The sequence below is a fragment of the Pelagerythrobacter rhizovicinus genome (genome assembly GCF_004135625.1).
In the GTDB taxonomy this organism is placed as follows: Bacteria; Pseudomonadota; Alphaproteobacteria; order Sphingomonadales; family Sphingomonadaceae; genus Pelagerythrobacter; species Pelagerythrobacter rhizovicinus.
Window position 1 is genome coordinate 312,783 of the sequence record NZ_SDPV01000001.1, and the last position, 17,781, is coordinate 330,563.

Sequence of the window (17,781 nt, forward strand, 5' to 3'; positions counted from 1 at the left end):
CCCGTGGGTCCGGTGACCATGATGGCGAGAAACACCTCCACCCCCGAACAGCAGTCGGTTCGCGTCCTCAAGGTGGGCGAACGGGTGCGGCATATCCTGTCGGAATTGCTCGCGCGCGGCGAGGTGCATGACGAAGTGCTGACGGCGCATTCGGTGAGCGTCACCGAAGTGCGGATGACCCCGGACCTGCGCAACGCCAATGCCTACGTGAAACCGCTGCTCGGCGAGGACGAGGACGTGGTGCTCAAGGCGCTGCGCACCAACACCGCGTTCTTCCAGCGCGAGGTCGCCAAGCGCCTCGGCCTCAAGTTCGCGCCCAGGCTGCAGTTCAAGCCCGACGAGAGCTTCGACGAAGCCGAGCGGATCGAGCGGCTGCTGAACGATCCCAAAGTGGCGAGGGACCTGGGCGAGGACTGATCGGAGGCGGCTACTCCGCCACGGCGGGGGCGGTCGGCTGAACCGTCGTCGGCGGGTCCATGAACACGCCGGCGCCCGGGCCGAGCGGGAGATCGAGCATGACCCAGCCGATCGTCATCGCAAGGCCTGCCAGCAGCAAGCCGATCGAATAGGGCAGCATGGTCGCGGCGAGGCTGCCGAGGCCGAAGTCCTTCTGCCAGCGTTGGCAGAAGATCAGGATCAGCGGGAAGTAGACCATCAGCGGGGTGATGATGTTGGTCGCCCCGTCGCCCACGCGGTAGGCGGCGGTCGCCATTTCGGGAGTGATGCCCAGCAACATGAGCATCGGCACCAGCACCGGCGCGAGCAGCGCCCACTTGGCGCTCGCCGAGCCGACGAAGATATTGAGCAGCGCCGAGACGGCGACGATCGCCGCGAGCAGCGCCCACGCAGGCAGGCCCGAATTGCCGAGGAAGTCGGCGCCGTTGACCGCGAGGATCAGTCCGAGGTTCGACCATGCGAACATCGCGACGAAATGCGCGGCGGCGAAAGCGAGAACGAGATAGTAGGCGAGATCCTCCATCGCGCCGGCCATCATCTTTACCAGCCCGCGGTGGTCGTCGATCGTGCCTGCCGCCGCGCCGTAGGCCCAGCCGGCCAGCAGGAACAGCAGGAAGAACCCGGCAACGAGGCTCTGGTAGAACGGCGTCAGCCGTGCCTCCGGCGTCGCGCCCTCGTCGATCAGCGGCGTGCCGGGGCCGAACGTAAAGGCAAGCCAGAGCGCGACCACAGCCAGTACGGCCAGACCGGCACGCTTCAGGCCCTTGCGCTCTCCGTCGGTCAGGGCGCGGTCGCTCTGCTCCTCCAGGCCATCGCGCCCGGCCATTCCCGGATTCCAGGTGCCGAGCCTCGGCTCGATCATCCGGTCCGTGACGTACCAGATCACCGGCAGGAAAATCACCGTCATCGCCGCGATGAAGTACCAGTTGCCCGCGATGTTGGCGGTAAAGTCGCCGAACACGGTTTCGACTGCGGCTTCCGTTATCCCGAACAGCAAGGCGTCGAGCTGCCCGGGCAGCAGGTTGGCCGAGAAGCCGCCGGATACGCCGGCGAACGCCGCCGCGATGCCCGCAACCGGATGACGGCCGGCGGCATGGAAGATGATCCCGGCGAGCGGGATGAGCACGACATAGGCCGCGTCGGCGGCCAGGTTGCCCATCATGCCCACGAGACACACGATCGGGGTCAGCAGAACCTTGGGCGCGTTGCGCACGCCCGCGCGCATGGCGGTGCCGAACAATCCCGCGCGCTCGGCGACGCCGGCGCCGAGCATCACCACCAGGACATACCCCAGCGGATGGAAGTGCGTGAAGGTCGCGGGCATTTCGACCCACAGGCGCTGGATGTTCTCCGCCGAGAGCAGACTGGTCGCGGCTATGACCTGCGCCTGTCCCGTCGCCTCGTCGATTTCGGTGGGATGCAGTACCGACCAGCCGAGCAGGCTGCCGACGACGGACACTGCGACGAGAACGGCGATCAGCCAGAAGAACAGGAAGACGGGATCGGGCAGCCTGTTGCCGGTCCGCTCGATCCAGCCGAGAATACCCTTCTGCACCCGGCCTTCTGCCGCTTCCACCACGCCTTGTTCCTCTCCACAGTTGCTCGTGCGCGGGAGCTAGCATCGCCAGTGGTTGCTGTCGCCCCGCTTAACCCACTCCTCCACGACCCGGTCACAATATTTGACATCGGCAACTATATCTGTGAATCGGTAGCCGTGGAAACCGACTCCGCCCTTGTGATCGATCGGGTCGTCCAGCGCCTGCGGGCGTTCAACCGCGACTTCTCGCAACTGATGGGGCTGCTCGGGCCGCGCTACATGGGCAGCGGCCTGTCGGTGGTGGAAGCGAGGGTTCTTTACGAGATCGTCCACCGGGAACCCGCGCTGGCCCGTGATATCGCCGCCGCGCTGCGGCTCGATCCCGGGTATCTCAGCCGCATCGTCGGCCGCCTGCTCAAACGGGGGCTCGTGGAACGCGGGCGGGGAGAGGATGCGCGCGAGCGGCCGCTTTCGCTGACGTGCACGGGGAAGTCGGCCTACGACCGGCTCGACCGGACGACTGCCGCGCAGACTGCCCGCCTGATTGCGCCGCTGGGCGAGGACGGCGCGCGCCGCCTTGCCGCGCTGCTCGAAGAGGCTGGCGCGCTGCTGTTCGGCTCGAAACCCGGCGAATGGTCGCTTCGCACGTTCCGCCCCGGTGACATGGGCCTGATCACCGCGCGGCAGTCGATCCTCTACCACGAAACCTATGGCTGGGGGCGCGGCATGGAGGCGCTGATCGGCGAGATCACCGCGGCGTTCCTGCGCGACTTCAAGCCCGAGCGCGAGCAGTGCTGGATTGCGGAGCGCGGGGGGCGAATGCTGGGCTCGGTATTTCTCGTCGAGGACGACACCGAGACCGCCCGTCTCCGCCTGCTCTACGTCGAGCCGGAGGCGCGCGGGATAGGCGTCGGGCAGGCGCTGGTGAAGCAGTGCACGGCGTTTGCGCGCGAGACAGGCTACCGCCGGATCGTGCTCTGGACTCACGCAGTTCTCGAAAGCGCCCGGCGGATCTACGCCGCCGAAGGCTACCGGATCGAGACCCATACCCACGACGATTTCGGCAAGCCGGAATTGAGCGAGAGCTGGCTGCTGGAACTGTGAGCAATCGCGGCGCTGCGATTGGCAGCCGCCCGCCGGATGCCTAGCCAGCGGACATGGCCAAGCTCTATTTCTACTATGCCAGCATGAACGCGGGGAAATCGACCACGCTGCTGCAGGCCGATTTCAACTACCGCGAGCGCGGCATGCACACGATGCTGTGGACCGCCGCGCTCGACGACCGGGGAGGGCATCAGGCGATCGAGAGCCGCATCGGCCTTGGCGCCGATGCGCAGCGCTATGACGCCGAGACCGACCTGTGGCAGCGCGTCACGTCCGCGCACAAGGCGGAGCCGCTCGGCTGCGTGCTGGTCGACGAAGCGCAGTTCCTGACCAGGGCGCAGGTCTGGCAATGCGCGCGCCTGGCGGACGAGGCGAATATCCCGGTGCTCTGCTACGGCCTGCGGACCGACTTCCAGGGCGAGCTCTTTCCCGGATCGGCCGTGCTGCTGGGCATCGCCGACGCGCTGATCGAGCTCAAGGCCGTATGCCACTGCGGCCGCAAGGCTACGATGAACCTGCGGGTCGATGCCGGCGGCGCGGCCGTCAGACACGGCGCGCAGACCGAGATCGGCGGCAACGATCGCTACGTCGCCCTGTGCCGCCGGCACTTCTCGGAAGCGCTCGGCTCCGCTCCCTGATCCGCTGATCCCTCTTTATCCGATATGAGCAGGATGTTTTCCGGCTCGGGAACGACTATCTACCCGCCATGACGGAAACCCTCATCCTTGCCGCGATCCTGATCCCCTGCCTGGTGATCGCGATCGTGTTTCACGAAGTCGCTCATGGATGGACCGCGCTGGCGCTCGGCGATCCGACGGCGAAGGAGCAGCGGCGGCTGTCGCTCAACCCGATCCGCCATGTCGATCCGATCGGCACGCTGATCGTTCCGGGCGCACTGGCGCTGTTCGGAGGGCCGGTGTTCGGCTGGGCCAAGCCGGTGCCGGTGCGCAAGAACCGGCTCGACAATCCGCGTTACGGCATGATGGCCGTGGCGGCAGCCGGTCCGGGGACCAATCTCGTCCTCGCAGGTGTCGGGGCCATCGTGCTCGGGCTCGTCGGCACCACGCTGACGCTGCCGCCCAGTGGCGGGGTGGAATGGGTGCTGACCGGGCTCAACTATTTCATCGTCATCAACATCTTCCTCGCGCTGTTCAATCTCCTGCCGATCCCGCCTTTCGACGGCTCGCACATCGTCGAGGGGCTGCTTCCGCGGTCGATGGCGGCGCAATACGCGCGGCTGCAGCAGATCGGCATGTTCCTGCTGATCGCGCTGATCGCGATCACCTGGGCCTTCCCCGACAGCGGAATCATTGAGAACGTCGTCTGGCCGCCGGTCGAATGGCTGCGCGAGAAGTATCTGGCCTTGGCGCTCTGGGTCGCGGGAGGCTGATATTCCACACGGCTGGCTGATCCTCGACAAGCCGCGCGGCCTCGGCTCGACCCGGGCGGTCGGCGCGGTCAAGCGCAATCTGCGCGAAGGTGGCTATCCTAAGATGAAGGTGGGTCACGGCGGCACGCTCGATCCGCTGGCGGAGGGCGTGCTGCCGATCGCGCTGGGCGAGGCGACCAAGCTCGCCGGGCGAATGCTCGATGCGAGCAAGGTCTACGAGTTCACCGTGCAGTTCGGCGAGGAGACAGACACGCTAGATACCGAAGGCGAGGTTGTCGCCCGTTCCGATCACCGTCCACCGATCGCTGCGATCGAGGCGGTTCTGGAGCATTTCACCGGGGAGATCGAACAGGTCCCGCCGGTCTACTCCGCGGTGAAGATTGACGGCAGGCGTGCCTATGATCGTGCACGGGCGGGCGAGGACGTCGCGATGACGACGCGCCGGGTAACGGTGCATGATCTTCATGCCCTTCGCGAACGCGACGGGAATGGAGCCGGGCTGGAGTCGTCGTTCGCGACGAGCGACGGGCGCCCCGATCCGTTCGATCCCACAGCCCCGCTCGAACTGGCCGACAGTGTCACGCTCGTCGCGCATGTCAGCAAGGGCACGTACATCCGTAGCCTGGCAAGAGACGTTGCACGCGCCCTCGGAACCGTCGGCCACGTCACCTATCTCAGGCGCATCAAGGCCGGTCCCTTCGGGCAGGATCGGGCGATTTCGCTGGACAAGCTCAACGAAATCGGTAAGGGCGCGCGCCTTGAAGACCACCTCCTGCCGCTCGAGGCTGGGCTGGACGGTATCCCGGCCCATCAACTCGATCCGGAAAGCGCGCAGGCGGTCCGACAGGGCCGGGTCCTTTCCGGAATGCCCCATCCCGACGGGCTCCTCCTTGCGAAAGCCGGCAGTGTTCCGGTGGCGCTGATGGAAGTGACGGCGGGGACGGCGAAAGTCGTCAGGGGTTTCAACATCCCCGATACCGCGGAGTGAAAAGAATGTCGGTTACTGCCGAAAAGAAGCAGGAAATCATCAAGGACAATGCCCGCGCGAACAACGACACGGGCAGCCCGGAAGTCCAGGTCGCGATCCTCACCGAGCGTATTCGCAACCTGACCGAGCACTTCAAGGGCCACCACAAGGACAATCACTCGCGCCGCGGCCTGCTGACCATGGTCAACAAGCGCCGCAGCCTGCTCGCCTATCTCAAGAAGACGGATGTCGAGCGGTACAACAGTCTGATCCAGAAGCTGGGTCTGCGCAAATAAGAGTTTCGGAAACGGCCCCGCTGCGGGCCGTTTCTTGTATTCGTGAGTCCCCGCGAAGGCGGGGACCTCGTGCCACCGGCGCTCCGCCAACTGCCTGAGGCCCCCGCCTTCGCGGGGGCTCGCGAAAAATGGGCTTTCCTTCGCAATCCGGCGGAGGGGCCTTGGGGCACGGAGAAAGGCCCCGCACCGGACCGGGACGGTATCCCCGGCACAGAGGCCCCGCCCTGCAATAGGGCACGGCGGGTTCACGAAGGAAAATCAATGTTCGACACGAAAACCGTATCGCTGGAGTGGGGCGGAAAGACCCTCACTCTGGAAACCGGGCGTATTGCCCGTCAGGCCGATGGCGCCGTGCTGGCGACCTACGGCGAGACCGTGGTGCTGTGCGCCGTCACCGCCGCCAAGTCGGTCAAGGAAGGGCAGGACTTCTTCCCGCTCACCGTCCACTACCAGGAAAAGTTTTCCGCCGCCGGGCGCATCCCGGGCGGCTTCTTCAAGCGCGAAGGCCGTGCGACCGAGAAGGAAACGCTCACCTCCCGCCTGATCGACCGCCCTGTGCGGCCGCTCTTCCCGGAAGGGTTCTACAACGAGATCAACGTCATCGCGCAGGTCCTCTCCTATGACGGTGAGACCGAGCCCGATATCCTCGCGATGGTCGCGGCCAGCGCTGCACTGACCATTTCCGGCGTGCCCTTCATGGGCCCGATCGGCGCTGCACGCGTCGGCTTCGTCGATGGCGAATATGTGCTCAACCCGCGCCAGGACAAGGCGCTGGAAGACGGCCGCCTCGACCTCGTCGTCGCCGCGACGCAGGACGCGGTGATGATGGTCGAATCCGAAGCCAAGGAGCTGACCGAGGAAGAGATGCTCGGCGCGGTGATGTTCGCGCACGAGGAATCGAAGAAGGTCATCGGCGCGATCATCGAACTGGCCGAACAGGCCGCAAAGGAGCCGTGGGAGCTGCCTGCGTCCGACGATCATTCGGAAATGAAGGCCGCGATCAAGGCGATGATCGGCGACGACATCGCCAAGGCCTACAAGATGACCAGCAAGGCAGACCGCCGCGACACGATCGATGCGGCGCGCGAGAAGGTGAAGGCGCACTACTCGTCCGACGAGTTCGACGGGCAGCAGCTGATGACCGCGATCAAGCTGACCAAGAAGCTCGAAGCGGAAATCGTGCGCGGTGCGATCCTCAAGGAAGGCACCCGCATCGACGGCCGCAAGGTCGATCAGGTCCGCCCGATCGAGGCGATGGTCGGCCTGCTGCCGCGCACCCACGGCTCGGCGCTGTTCACTCGCGGCGAGACGCAGGCGATCTGCACCACCACGCTCGGCACCAAGGATGCCGAGCAGATGATCGACGGGCTCGAAGGCCTGTCGTACAACCACTTCATGCTGCACTATAACTTCCCGCCCTATTCGGTCGGTGAAGTGGGCCGCTTCGGCTTCACCAGCCGCCGCGAGACCGGTCACGGCAAGCTCGCCTGGCGCGCGCTGCACCCGGTCCTGCCCAAGCACGAGGACTTCCCCTACACGATCCGCATCCTCAGCGACATCACCGAGTCCAATGGCTCGAGCTCGATGGCGACGGTCTGCGGCGGGTGCCTCTCGATGATGGACGCCGGCGTTCCGATCGAACGCCCGGTCTCCGGCATCGCAATGGGCCTGATCCTCGAAGGCGAGGAGTTCACCGTGCTTAGCGACATCCTCGGCGACGAGGATCACCTCGGCGACATGGACTTCAAGGTCGCCGGCACCGAAGCGGGCATCACCTCGCTGCAGATGGACATCAAGGTCGCCGGCATCACGCAGGAGATCATGACCAAGGCGCTGGCGCAGGCCAAGGAAGGCCGTGCGCACATCCTGGGCGAGATGACCAAGGCGCTCGGTTCCGCACGCACAGACGTGTCCAAGCACGCGCCGCGCATCGAGACCATGCAGATCGACAAGTCGAAGATCCGCGACGTCATCGGCACGGGCGGCAAGGTGATCCGCGAGATCGTCGCCGAAACCGGTGCCAAGGTCGACATCGACGACGAGGGCGTGATCAAGATTTCGTCCAGCGATCTCTCGCAGATCGAAGCGGCGAAGAAGTGGATCGCCGGGATCGTCGAGGAGGCGGAAGTCGGCAAGATCTACGACGGCAAGGTCGTCAACATCGTCGACTTCGGCGCGTTCGTGAACTTCATGGGCGGCAAGGACGGGCTCGTCCACGTGTCCGAGATGAAGAACGAGCGGGTCGAAAAGCCGACCGACGTCGTGTCGGAAGGTCAGGAAGTGAAGGTCAAGGTCCTCGAGATCGATCAGCGCGGCAAAGTCCGCCTGTCGATGCGCGTGGTCGACCAGGAAACCGGCGAGGAGCTGGAGGATACCCGTCCTCCGCGCGAACCGCGCGGCGACCGCGAAGGCGGCCGTGGCGGACGCGGCGGCGATCGTCGCGGCCGGGGCGGCGGCGGACGTGACCGCGATCGCGGCTCCCGGGGCGATCGTGGCGGCCGTGACCGCGGCGGCGACGAGGGCGGTGGCGAAGCCCACGTCCCCGACTTCCTGAAGGACTGAAGTAGCCCGTGTCCCCGCGAAGGCGGGGACCTCAGGCCACTGGCGCCTTGCTGATGGCCGGAGGCTCCCGCCTTCGCGGGAGCTCGCACAAGAAGAGGGGCCGCGAGCATATCGCGGCCCCTTCCGTTTATGGAGACCGCCGATGCTGCCGCGCGAAACCCTCGCCACCGCCCGCGTTCCCGGAGGCGACACGCTGACGCTCGTCAGCCATGGCCGCGACTTCGTGATCATGCTCGGCCGGGACGAGCTGATGGGCACCCGTATGCGGTTCTCCGAAGAGCAGCTTGCGGAACTCACGCTCGCCCGGCTTGTCGCGTCCCGGCCGCGGGTGCTGATCGGCGGCTATGGCATGGGGTTCACCTACCGCGCCGCGCTCGCGCATCTGCCGGAAGGCGGCCGGGTGGTCGTCGCCGAGGTGGTGCCGGAAATTCTCGAATGGGCGCAGGGGCCGCTGGCGGAGCTGACCGGCGAAACGCTCGCCGATCCGCGCGGCGAAGTCGTGATCGCCGACGTCGCTGCCCTGATCGACGACGCGGTGGACGGCACGAGCGAACGCTACGACGCGATCCTGCTCGACGTCGACAACGGCCCCGATGGCATCGTTCGCGACGGCAACGAGCGGCTCTACGGCCGCGGAGGGCTGACGCGGGCGCGCGACGCGCTCAATCCCGGCGGCGTGCTGGCGGTGTGGTCCGCGGCGCCCGACCCGCGCTTCACCCGTCGGCTGAAGGACGCCGGGTTCACGGTGGAGGAGCGGACCGTCCGCGCCCGCCCGAACAACAAGGGCCCGCGCCACACGATCTGGTTCGCGCGGCGGAGCGCCTGACCGCTCAGTCGCGGTTGATCCGCAACTTCCCCATGAAGTCGCGCTTGGCCAGTGGCAGGCCCTTCATCCGCAGGATGTCGTAGGCGGTGGCCGCGTGGAAATAGAAGTTGGGCTGGCTGAAGCTGAGCAGGAACTCCTCGGCGGTGAAGTCCAGCGCCCGTTCGCCGAACGCGAACCGCATCGGGCGGCCTAGCCAGCCTTCCATTTCGTCCTCCTGCACCGCTTCGAGCGCGTGGACTGCCTCGTCGAGCCTGGCCCGCATCGCGTCGAAGGTCGCCGGCGGCTGGCTCATGTCGGGCGAGAATACGCCCGCGCGCACGCCTTCGATCGCGCCCTGCGTGTGCACGGCGACGCTCTTCACTTGATAGTCGAAGGCGAGCATGTCGTCCGCCAGACGCGCGCCGACGAGCGCGTCATGGCCGCAGCCCTGCTCACCGCACCAGTTTTCGGCCTTGTCGACGAGCTTCCGGGTGGCGCCGAGCATCTGCAAGGCGCTCGGAACGAACGCGGCGTGAAGCGAAAGCGGCATCGGGCGATCTCCTTGTGGTCGGATGTGCGACCGCAACTAATCGCCTTGCCGGATTCGAGCCAGCGCCGTTCGCGCCGGGGCCGCCGGTCAGCGGACGCGCGGACCGCCGAACGGCAGCGGGGGAGGGGGTCTGCGCGCGCCGCGCGGAAGCTGCGCCTGGTAAGCCCGGCCGCAATGCTCGACGCAATAGGGGAAGCCCGGGTTCACCGGACCGCCGCAGAAGTGGAAGTCCGGCTCGCCCGGATGGCCCATCGGCCAGCGGCAGACCTTGTCGTTCAGGTCGAGCAGGCTGGTCTTGTCGGCAATCTCCGGGCTCGGCTTGGCCGGCACCAGGCGGCGCGGCGGGGCCGGCGGGATCGGCGCCTGCTGGTCGCCGGGGCCCTGGCGCAGGAAGCCGCCGGGGCCGACCGAAACGATCTTGGGCAGGTTGGAACTCGGGTTCGGCAGCGGCTGCGACGAAGACGGCGCGGCAGACGCGCGCTCTCCGCCGCCCGTCTGGCGCGGCGGTGCGGGCGGCGCTGCAGGCTCGGGCGCCTTGGCCGCTGCGGGGCGCGGCGCAGGCTTGCGCGGAGCGGGCGAAGGGGCAGCCGCCTTCTTCTCCACCTTCTTCGGCTCGTTCGCCTTCACCGGCGACGGGCGCGACTTGAGGCCGAGGCGGTGCGCCTTGCCGATCACCGCATTGCGGCTCACGCCGCCGAGTTCGTCGGCGATCTGGCTGGCGGTGGCGCCGCCTTCCCACATCTTCTTCAGCGTGGCGATCCGTTCGTCGGTCCAGCTCATTCGGTTTCCATTCGCAATAAAATCTATCGGGGCGCGACTTGCCAGCGACGGCGCGGAGCACTAGTCGCGCCACAATGGCCGATCAAGCCCGCACACCCGCCGGTTCGCCCCTCGAAACAGGCTCGATCCCCGTTGACGAAAATGCCGGCGACATGAGCCGGTTTCCGCCGCGCGGCGTGCCCGTGTTCGACGGGATCAACCGCATCGGTTTGTGGAGCCTCTATATGAAGGAGGTTCGGCGATTTCTCAAGGTGCAGACGCAGACTGTGTGGGCGCCGGCCGTCACCACGCTGCTGTTTCTGGTGATCTTCGCGGTCGCGCTGGGCCGCTCGGGCCGCGAAGTGCTCGGCGTGCCCTTCGCCACCTTCGTCGCGCCCGGGCTGATCGTCATGGGCATGATGCAGAATGCCTTCGCCAATTCCAGCTTCACGCTGCTCGGCGGCAAGATCCAGGGCACGATCATCGACGTGCTGATGCCGCCGCTCTCGGAAGGCGAGCTGATGGCGGGCATCGTCGGCGCCGCGGTGACGCGCGCAATCATGGTCGGACTCGCGGTGGCGCTGGCCATGGCGTTCTATCCGGGCGTCAGCCTGGCGATGGCGCATGTCTGGGCGGTGGTCTGGTTCGGCCTGATGGGCGCGGTGATGCTCTCGCTCATGGGGCTGTTGACCTCGATCTGGGCCGAGAAGTTCGATCACAATGCGGCGATCACCAATTTCGTCGTCGCCCCGCTGGCGCTGCTTTCGGGCACGTTCTACGTGATCCACAACCTCGCTCCGGTGTTCCAGGCGATCAGCCGCGCGAACCCGTTCTTCTACGTGATCTCGGGCTTCCGCTACGGCTTTCTGGGGCGGAGCGACATCGGCAACACGGACGCCGCGCTGGTGAAGAGCGCGATCGGCCTCGGCCTGTTCAACCTCGCCCTCGCGTACTTCTGCTACCGCGTGCTGAAATCGGGCTGGAAGCTCAAGGACTGAGCCGGCGTCGGCGCTCAATGCGTGAGCGAACGGCGCATCCGATAGCGGCCGTTGCGGAATTCCTCGAACAGTTCTGGCACGTTCGGGTGGTCGACCGGTCCCCCGTCGGAATCGGGCAGCAGGTTCTGCTGGCTGACATAGGCGACGTAGGACGAATCCTCGTTCTCGGCGAGCAGGTGGTAGAACGGCTGATCCCGGCGCGGACGCATGTCCTGTGGGATCGCCTCGTACCACTCCTCGCTGTTCGAGAAGACCGGGTCGATATCGAAGATGACCCCGCGGAAATCGAACATGCGGTGACGCACCACGTCACCGATCCCGAACCGGGCGGTGGCATGACGCGGCATCTCGATGAAGCGACCCGCCTGGGCGGAGAAGAACTGCGAACGTTCCATTACAGCGGGAAATATAGGGCGTCGCCTGCGCCAGACAAGCGCAGTACGCCCGTCATCCCCAGTCACGTCGAACAAGGGGCTTGGCAAGGCGGCGGACCTCGGCTAACCGCCGCCCTCCCGAACGCCCCGGGGCGCCCCCGCGCCCCATGCGCTTTCTCGTGCGGAGAGGTGCCGGAGTGGTCGAACGGGACGGTCTCGAAAACCGTTGTGCCCTTACGGGTACCGTGGGTTCGAATCCCACCCTCTCCGCCACTTTGCCCTCCTTCCCGATTGGCAACGAGAGGCGCGAGTTGATGAGCGTATGGGGCCGGTTTGCGGTGCTGCGTGATGCTCTAGCTAATGCTTCGTCCAATGGGCTTTCAATTCCGCGAGCCTTCCGAAATGCTGCGAAAGCGGGGCTTTCTTGAAGTGCCCGGGCCTAAAGCTCTTCTGGAGCTATCAGGGGCTTAGGTGGTCGCCCAGCGGACAAGGGGGTGAGGAGCAAGGCTAACCGGTCGGCGCCGGGCGAAGCGTCCGCTGTCATCGCGGCGTGCTGCCGAGCGATGTCGCCTGCCAGACTGTACCAGGCCAAAATGCTCGCTGATAACTTCCGGATAACTCCCGAAATTTAAACAAGTTTCACAGTTTGGTAAGTTTTTGTTAACCATTTGACCGCCATTTGCTTCGAGTAGGGTTGGGGCACTTTTCCGACCAAACTGATCTCAGGCCGCTTTGTACTGTCGCGGAACGGCCTGTCTCTTGAAATCGACTGGGGCCTCCGGAGCTGCGGCTCCGGAGGAGAGCCGGAACGCGTGCCACATCTGCACTCGCGCCGGCGCGTTGACTGGATCTCGAAGGGGGGAAGACGTCTCGTGATTGACGGGTACAAAAGCGGCCAGCGCAGCACGGTCCGGGCACGCTGGAAGAGAACGCAAGGGGCACTCGTCAGGTGTGCGATCGGCTCAATGACGCTGCTGGCGTCGGGTGTCGCCGCGCAGCAGATTGCACCGGCAAGCCCTGTGGCTTCGGTCGAGGAGGCGGTGGAGCGCGCCATCAACAATCAGCCCGAAGTTCAGGCCAGGTGGGAGGCGTTTCTTGCTTCCAACGATGATCGCCGGGCGGTGAAAGGCGGCTATCTCCCCTCGATCGACGTCAACGGCGAATTCGGCGCGGCCACGCGGGAGTTCGACGATCGCGACTGGTTCACGCGTGACTATGTGGAGCTGTCGATCACTCAGATGCTGTTCGACGGATTCCTCGTGCGCAGCCAACTCGAAGAGGCGGACCAGAACCGCCTCGCCCGCTATTACGAACTGCTTGGCGAGGTGCAGGACAAGGCGCTCGCGGCGATCGAGGCTTACGAGGACGTGCGCCAGTACCGCGCGACCTTGGCGCTTGCGCAAGAGAATCTCGCGACGCACGAACAGATCCTCGCCCTTATCAGCGAACGGGCCGAATCCGGCGTCAGCAATCAGGCGGACTTGCAGCAGGCGGCGGGGCGCGTCGCGCTCGCGCAGGCCAACATGCTGACGGAGCAGGCCAATCTCCACGACGTGACGGCCCGCTTCCAACGCATCGTCGGCGGAACGCCGGCTGCGGCACTGCAGGATTACCCGGTCGCTTCAGCGAGCGTGCCGGCGGACTTCTCCACTGTGATCAGCGAAGCAGTGCAGAACCATCCGAGCCTCTACGCGGCGAACGCCACGATCCAGGCGGCCGAGGCGGCGGTCGACGAGAGCCAGGCGGCCTATTACCCGCGCGTCACGGTGGGCGCGCGCGGCGGAACCTACCGCAACACCAGCAGCTTCGATTCGCAGTTCGATCCCCATGGTCGCGGGCAAGAGGCCTTCGTCGGCCTGAACCTGACCTACAACCTCTTCCGCGGTGGTGCGGACAAGGCGCGGACCGATGCTGCCGAGCGGCGCCTGAACCAGAGCGAGGAACTGCTCCGCAAGGCCTGTGTCGACCTGCGGCAGACCGCGTCCATCGCCTGGAACGACATTGCCAACCTGAACGCCCGTCTCGTTGCGCTGGAAGCGCACCGCGCCGGGTCCGCCAAGGTGGCCGAGGCTTACGAACAGCAGTTCTACATCGGCCGCCGCACGCTGCTCGACGTGCTCGATGCGAAAAACGAGGCGTTCCAGTCCGAGCGGTCGCATGTCCAGGCGCAGCACGAGCTGAACAAGGCCTATTACCGGACGCTTCATTCGATGGGCACCCTGCTGGATGTCCTGGGGCAGTCCCGCGAGGGGATGCCCGCGATCAGTGAGTTCGACGACGATGCGCAGCCGCCGGCGGCGATCGACTGCGGCGGTTACATCGCTCCTGCGAGCTAGCCCGCCGCCGCCGGGTTCGTCCCTTGCGGCTCCGATTGGGGAGTTGAAGTAAGTCATGGAGTATCGCGGCAGAGACGATCTGGCGGCCTGTCTGCTGCTGATTGCCGGCCAGAACGGTGTCGCCACCACGCGCGATGCGCTGGTTGCCGGCCTGCCGATCGACCATGCCCTGACGCCCGCGCTGTTCCCGCGCGCGGCCGAGCGGGTGGGCCTGAGCGCCCGCCTGAGCGAAGTTCCGCTGCGCAAGCTCAATCCCATGCTTCTGCCCGCGATCGTGCTGCTTCGCGGCGAGAAGGCCTGCGTCGTCTATTCGATCGACACAGAAGCCGAGACCGTGTCGGTCGTGCTGCCCGAGCTTGGCTCGGCTGACGAGCGCATCCGGGTTTCCCTTGCGGATCTCGAGCGGCGCTATCTCGGCCAGGCGATCTACTGCCGCGCGACCTACCGCCCGGACGACCGCGTCGGCAAGGCACCGGAGGCGGAAGAAGGCCACTGGTTCTGGAGCGTGATCGCCGGCAATCGCCGTCTCTACCGCGACGTTCTGCTGGCGGCGCTGTTCGTCAATCTCTTCGCGATGGCGATGCCGCTGTTCGTGATGAACGTCTACGATCGCGTGGTCCCGAACCAGGCGACCGACACCTTGTGGGTACTGGCCGCCGGCATCCTGATCGTCCTGATCGGCGATCTCGTGCTGCGCCACATGCGCAGCTGGTTCGTCGATGCTGCGGCCGCGCGCGCCGATACGCAACTTTCCGGGCGGATCATGGAGCGCGTGCTCGGCATGCGGCTCGAGCAGCGGCCGGCGTCGGTCGGGAGCTATGCCACCAGCGTCCAGTCGTTCGAGTCCGTGCGCAGCTTCATCGGCTCGATGACCGTGCTGACGCTGATCGACCTTCCCTTCTTTCTGCTGTTCGCGCTGATCATCGGGGTGATTTCCTTCTGGATGGTGCTGCCGCTGATCGTCGGCACGGCGATCGCGCTGCTTTACGCGCTCTCGGTCGCCTCCCGGCTGAGCGCGATCTCCGACGACGTCAGCGCGGCGGGTGCGCAGCGCAACGCGGCGCTCGTCGAAGGGCTCTTCGCGCTCGAGACGCTTAAGGCCTTCGGCGCGACCGGGCGCATCCAGAAGACCTGGGAGCAGGCAACCGAGTACCTGTCCGCGCAAGTCGCCCGGCAGCGGCTGCTGGGCGGATCGGTCGGTAACGTGACCGCGCTGATCCAGCAGACGGTCGGGTGTGCCCTGATCATCGTTGGCGTCTATCTGGTCATCAACGGCGACGTCACGCAGGGCGGGATGATCGCTGCCTACATGCTTTCCTCGCGTGCGATGGCGCCGATCGCGCAGACCGCGTCGCTGATGACTTCGTTCTACCAGGCGCGGACCTCGCTCGCGCAGCTCGACGAGACCGTGGCCCAGCCGCAGGAGCGGCCACGCGGCAAGACCTGGATCAGCCGGCCCGTCATCAATGGCGATATCGCCTTCCGCAATGTGACGTTCGGCTATGCCGGTGCCCAGGCGGACGCGCTCAAGAGCGTGAGCTTCCATATCCGCGCCGGCGAGAAAGTCGGTATCATCGGCCGCGTCGGGTCCGGCAAGAGCACGATCGGCAAGCTGCTGCTGGGGCTCTACCAGCCCGGCGACGGGATGATCATGGTCGACGGCCTCCACACCGGGCAGATCGATCCCGACGAGTTGCGGCGGCGCATCGGCTATATCCCGCAGGAACCTGTGTTGTTGCACGGCAGTGTACTCGACAACATCATGCTTGGTGCCGGACAGGCCGATCGCGAGCGGACTCTGGCAACGGCCATGGAGGTTGCCGGGCTGACGCAGATGCTCGGCGCGAACGCCGAAGGTCTCGAACTGCCGGTCGGCGAAGGCGGCAACCGTCTGTCCGGGGGCCAGCGCCAGGCGATCGCGATCGCCCGCGCCGTGGCCATGAATGCGAACATCCTCGTGCTGGACGAGCCCACCAGCGCCATGGACGGACGGCTCGAGGCGCATGTCACCAGGGCGCTCGCCGATTACGCCAGGGACCGCACCATGCTGCTCATCACCCACAAGCCGGGCATGCTCGAGCTCGTCGACCGCCTGATCGTGGTCGACGGCGGCACGATCGTGGCCGACGGTCCCAAGGCCGCGGTTCTCGAGAGCCTCAATGGCGGACAGATCCAGAGGGCCGCGGTATGACCGGCGCTGAAGACACGCGCCGCCCGATCGAAGCGCGGCTTTTCAGCTGGCTCGACGGCGCGACCGCCAAGGTTCGCGCCGGCACCTGGCTGGACACCATGTTCAAGCCGTTCTGGTCCGGCCAGGCGCGCGACCTGCGCGACTGGGAGTCGAGCGCGCGCTATGCGATCGACCGGCAGCAGATCGTCCGGGCGCGCGGCATCCTCTACGGGGTGGTCGCGATCTTCGCGATCCTGCTCGTCTGGTCCGCTTTCGCGACCGTGGACGAGGTCACCCGCGGCGAAGGCAAGGTGATCCCGTCGCAGCAGCTCCAGATCGTGCAGTCGGTCGACGGCGGGGTGGTCGAAGAGATATTCGTCCAGGAAGGGCAGAAGGTCGAGAAGGGCCAGATGCTCGTACGGATCGACCCGACCCGCTTCGCGGCGACCCTGGGCGAGGAGAAGGCGCGGGCTTTCGCGCTGCGGGCGAAGATCGAGCGGCTGAATGCCCTGGTAAATGGCACCGCCTATGAACCGGAGGAGCCGGCAGGCGAAGGGCAGGCGGGAGCGAGCGCGGCGCTGATTCTGGCGCAGGAGCGGCAGTATTTCTACCAGAGCAGGCAGCAGCTCAACGAGCGCCTCCTCATGGCCCGGCAGCAGGTCGCGCAGCGGCAAAGCGAACTCGGAGAGGTGGAGGCGGCGTTGCGGAGCGCCGAGCGCTCGTACCGGATGGCGCAGGAAGAACTGGCCATCACCCGCCCGCTTCTGAACTCCGGCGCGGTGTCCGAGATGGAAGTCCTGCGGCTGGAACGGGACGTCTCGCGCGCGCAAGGGGATCGTCAGCAGGCGCAGGCACGGCGGGCGCAGCTGGCCGGCAGTATTCAGGAAGCGCAGACGCGGATCCGTGACGTGGAGCTGACCACGAAGAACGAGTGGCGGGCCGAGCTCACCGCGGCCATGGCCGAGCTGAACAGCCTGGGCGAGAACGTCACCGGCTTGGCCGACAGGGTGAAGTATTCCCGAATCCGTTCGCCGGTGGACGGGGTCGTCCAGCGCGTGCTCTACAACACGATCGGCGGCGTCGTGCAGCCCGGCCACGCGGTGGTGGAGGTGGTGCCGACCGGCGGGAGGCTGGTGGTCGAGGCCAAGGTCTCGCCGCGTGACATCGCATTCCTACGGCCCGGGCTGCCCGCGGTGGTGAAGTTCACGGCTTACGATTTCTCGGTCTACGGAGGGATGCCCGCGAAGCTGGTCCATATCAGCCCGGACAGCATCACCGACGACAAGGGCAACACCTACTACCTCGTCAAGGCGGAGACCACGAGCAACCAGTTCAGGGAAGGATTGCCGGTCATCCCCGGCATGACCGTCCAGCTCGATGTCCTGACCGGCGAGAAGACCGTCCTTTCCTATCTGTTGAAGCCGATCCTGAGAGCCAAGGCCAATGCCTTGAGCGAGCGCTAACCGGTCTCGTTGCG

General features: G+C 66.3%; 16 protein-coding genes and 1 tRNA gene. 13 read left to right on the forward strand and 4 right to left on the reverse strand.

Annotation, left to right across the window (positions count from 1 at the left end):
- The first annotated feature begins 21 nt into the window (after positions 1 to 21).
- Entirely contained in the window at positions 22 to 417 is a 396-nt protein-coding gene (gene rbfA / locus ETX26_RS01655) for a 30S ribosome-binding factor RbfA (RefSeq protein ID WP_129524092.1), read from the forward strand.
- 10 nt (positions 418 to 427) lie between these two features.
- On the opposite strand, the gene ETX26_RS01660 is transcribed toward rbfA, so the two are convergent.
- Complete coding sequence (locus ETX26_RS01660; protein ID WP_129522976.1) at positions 428 to 2,035, reverse strand: AbgT family transporter; 1,608 nt, start codon at positions 2,033 to 2,035, stop codon at positions 428 to 430.
- 135 nt (positions 2,036 to 2,170) lie between these two features.
- Between ETX26_RS01660 and ETX26_RS01665 the strand changes: the two genes are divergently transcribed.
- The 7 genes from ETX26_RS01665 (at position 2,171) to ETX26_RS01695 (ending at position 9,138) form a co-directional block, all read left to right on the forward strand.
- Positions 2,171 to 3,097, forward strand: a complete 927-nt coding sequence (locus ETX26_RS01665; RefSeq protein WP_225425451.1) for a bifunctional helix-turn-helix transcriptional regulator/GNAT family N-acetyltransferase — start codon at positions 2,171 to 2,173, stop codon at positions 3,095 to 3,097.
- 53 nt (positions 3,098 to 3,150) lie between these two features.
- Positions 3,151 to 3,735, forward strand: coding sequence for a thymidine kinase (locus ETX26_RS01670; protein WP_129522977.1), 585 nt, complete (start codon positions 3,151 to 3,153; stop codon positions 3,733 to 3,735).
- Between the two features lie 68 nt (positions 3,736 to 3,803).
- The gene (locus tag ETX26_RS01675) at positions 3,804 to 4,487 is read left to right on the forward strand and encodes a site-2 protease family protein (RefSeq protein ID WP_129522978.1); all 684 of its coding nucleotides are present in this window, start codon (positions 3,804 to 3,806) and stop codon (positions 4,485 to 4,487) included.
- A 1-nt stretch (position 4,488) separates the two neighbouring features.
- Positions 4,489 to 5,475 carry a tRNA pseudouridine(55) synthase TruB gene (gene truB, locus ETX26_RS01680; protein WP_129524094.1) on the forward strand — a complete coding sequence of 329 codons (987 nt, stop codon included), beginning with the start codon at positions 4,489 to 4,491 and terminating at the stop codon, positions 5,473 to 5,475.
- Positions 5,476 to 5,480: 5 nt separating this feature from the next.
- Positions 5,481 to 5,750 carry a 30S ribosomal protein S15 gene (rpsO, locus tag ETX26_RS01685; RefSeq protein ID WP_119514334.1) on the forward strand — a complete coding sequence of 90 codons (270 nt, stop codon included), beginning with the start codon at positions 5,481 to 5,483 and terminating at the stop codon, positions 5,748 to 5,750.
- A gap of 261 nt (positions 5,751 to 6,011) precedes the next feature.
- Complete coding sequence (pnp, locus tag ETX26_RS01690) at positions 6,012 to 8,312, forward strand: polyribonucleotide nucleotidyltransferase (protein ID WP_129522979.1); 2,301 nt, start codon at positions 6,012 to 6,014, stop codon at positions 8,310 to 8,312.
- 142 nt (positions 8,313 to 8,454) lie between these two features.
- Positions 8,455 to 9,138 (forward strand): spermidine synthase, encoded by a 684-nt coding sequence (locus ETX26_RS01695; protein WP_129522980.1) that lies wholly within the window; start codon positions 8,455 to 8,457, stop codon positions 9,136 to 9,138.
- A gap of 4 nt (positions 9,139 to 9,142) precedes the next feature.
- Here ETX26_RS01695 and ETX26_RS01700 read toward each other — a convergent pair whose 3' ends face one another.
- Positions 9,143 to 9,667, reverse strand: coding sequence for a DUF1993 domain-containing protein (locus ETX26_RS01700; protein ID WP_129522981.1), 525 nt, complete (start codon positions 9,665 to 9,667; stop codon positions 9,143 to 9,145).
- Between the two features lie 87 nt (positions 9,668 to 9,754).
- Positions 9,755 to 10,447 (reverse strand): GcrA family cell cycle regulator, encoded by a 693-nt coding sequence (locus tag ETX26_RS01705; RefSeq protein WP_129522982.1) that lies wholly within the window; start codon positions 10,445 to 10,447, stop codon positions 9,755 to 9,757.
- 74 nt (positions 10,448 to 10,521) lie between these two features.
- Here ETX26_RS01705 and ETX26_RS01710 point away from each other — a divergent pair, with 74 nt between their 5' ends.
- On the forward strand, positions 10,522 to 11,424 hold the full coding sequence (locus ETX26_RS01710; protein ID WP_129522983.1) for an ABC transporter permease: 903 nt from the start codon (positions 10,522 to 10,524) through the stop codon (positions 11,422 to 11,424).
- Between the two features lie 14 nt (positions 11,425 to 11,438).
- On the opposite strand, the gene hspQ is transcribed toward ETX26_RS01710, so the two are convergent.
- Positions 11,439 to 11,819: a heat shock protein HspQ gene (gene hspQ / locus ETX26_RS01715; protein WP_129522984.1), complete on the reverse strand. Its 381-nt coding sequence runs from the start codon at positions 11,817 to 11,819 to the stop codon at positions 11,439 to 11,441.
- Positions 11,820 to 11,981: 162 nt separating this feature from the next.
- Between hspQ and ETX26_RS01720 the strand changes: the two genes are divergently transcribed.
- The 4 genes from ETX26_RS01720 to ETX26_RS01735 all read left to right on the forward strand — a co-directional run bounded on the left by ETX26_RS01720 (position 11,982) and on the right by ETX26_RS01735 (position 17,767).
- Positions 11,982 to 12,071 (forward strand) — tRNA-Ser (locus ETX26_RS01720).
- Between the two features lie 692 nt (positions 12,072 to 12,763).
- The gene (locus ETX26_RS01725; protein WP_129522985.1) at positions 12,764 to 14,134 is read left to right on the forward strand and encodes a TolC family outer membrane protein; all 1,371 of its coding nucleotides are present in this window, start codon (positions 12,764 to 12,766) and stop codon (positions 14,132 to 14,134) included.
- Positions 14,135 to 14,189: 55 nt separating this feature from the next.
- Positions 14,190 to 16,325, forward strand: a complete 2,136-nt coding sequence (locus ETX26_RS01730) for a type I secretion system permease/ATPase (protein WP_129522986.1) — start codon at positions 14,190 to 14,192, stop codon at positions 16,323 to 16,325.
- Positions 16,322 to 17,767, forward strand: a complete 1,446-nt coding sequence (locus tag ETX26_RS01735) for an HlyD family type I secretion periplasmic adaptor subunit (protein WP_129522987.1) — start codon at positions 16,322 to 16,324, stop codon at positions 17,765 to 17,767. Before ETX26_RS01730 ends, ETX26_RS01735 begins: the two co-directional genes overlap by 4 nt.
- Positions 17,768 to 17,781 lie beyond the last annotated feature (14 nt).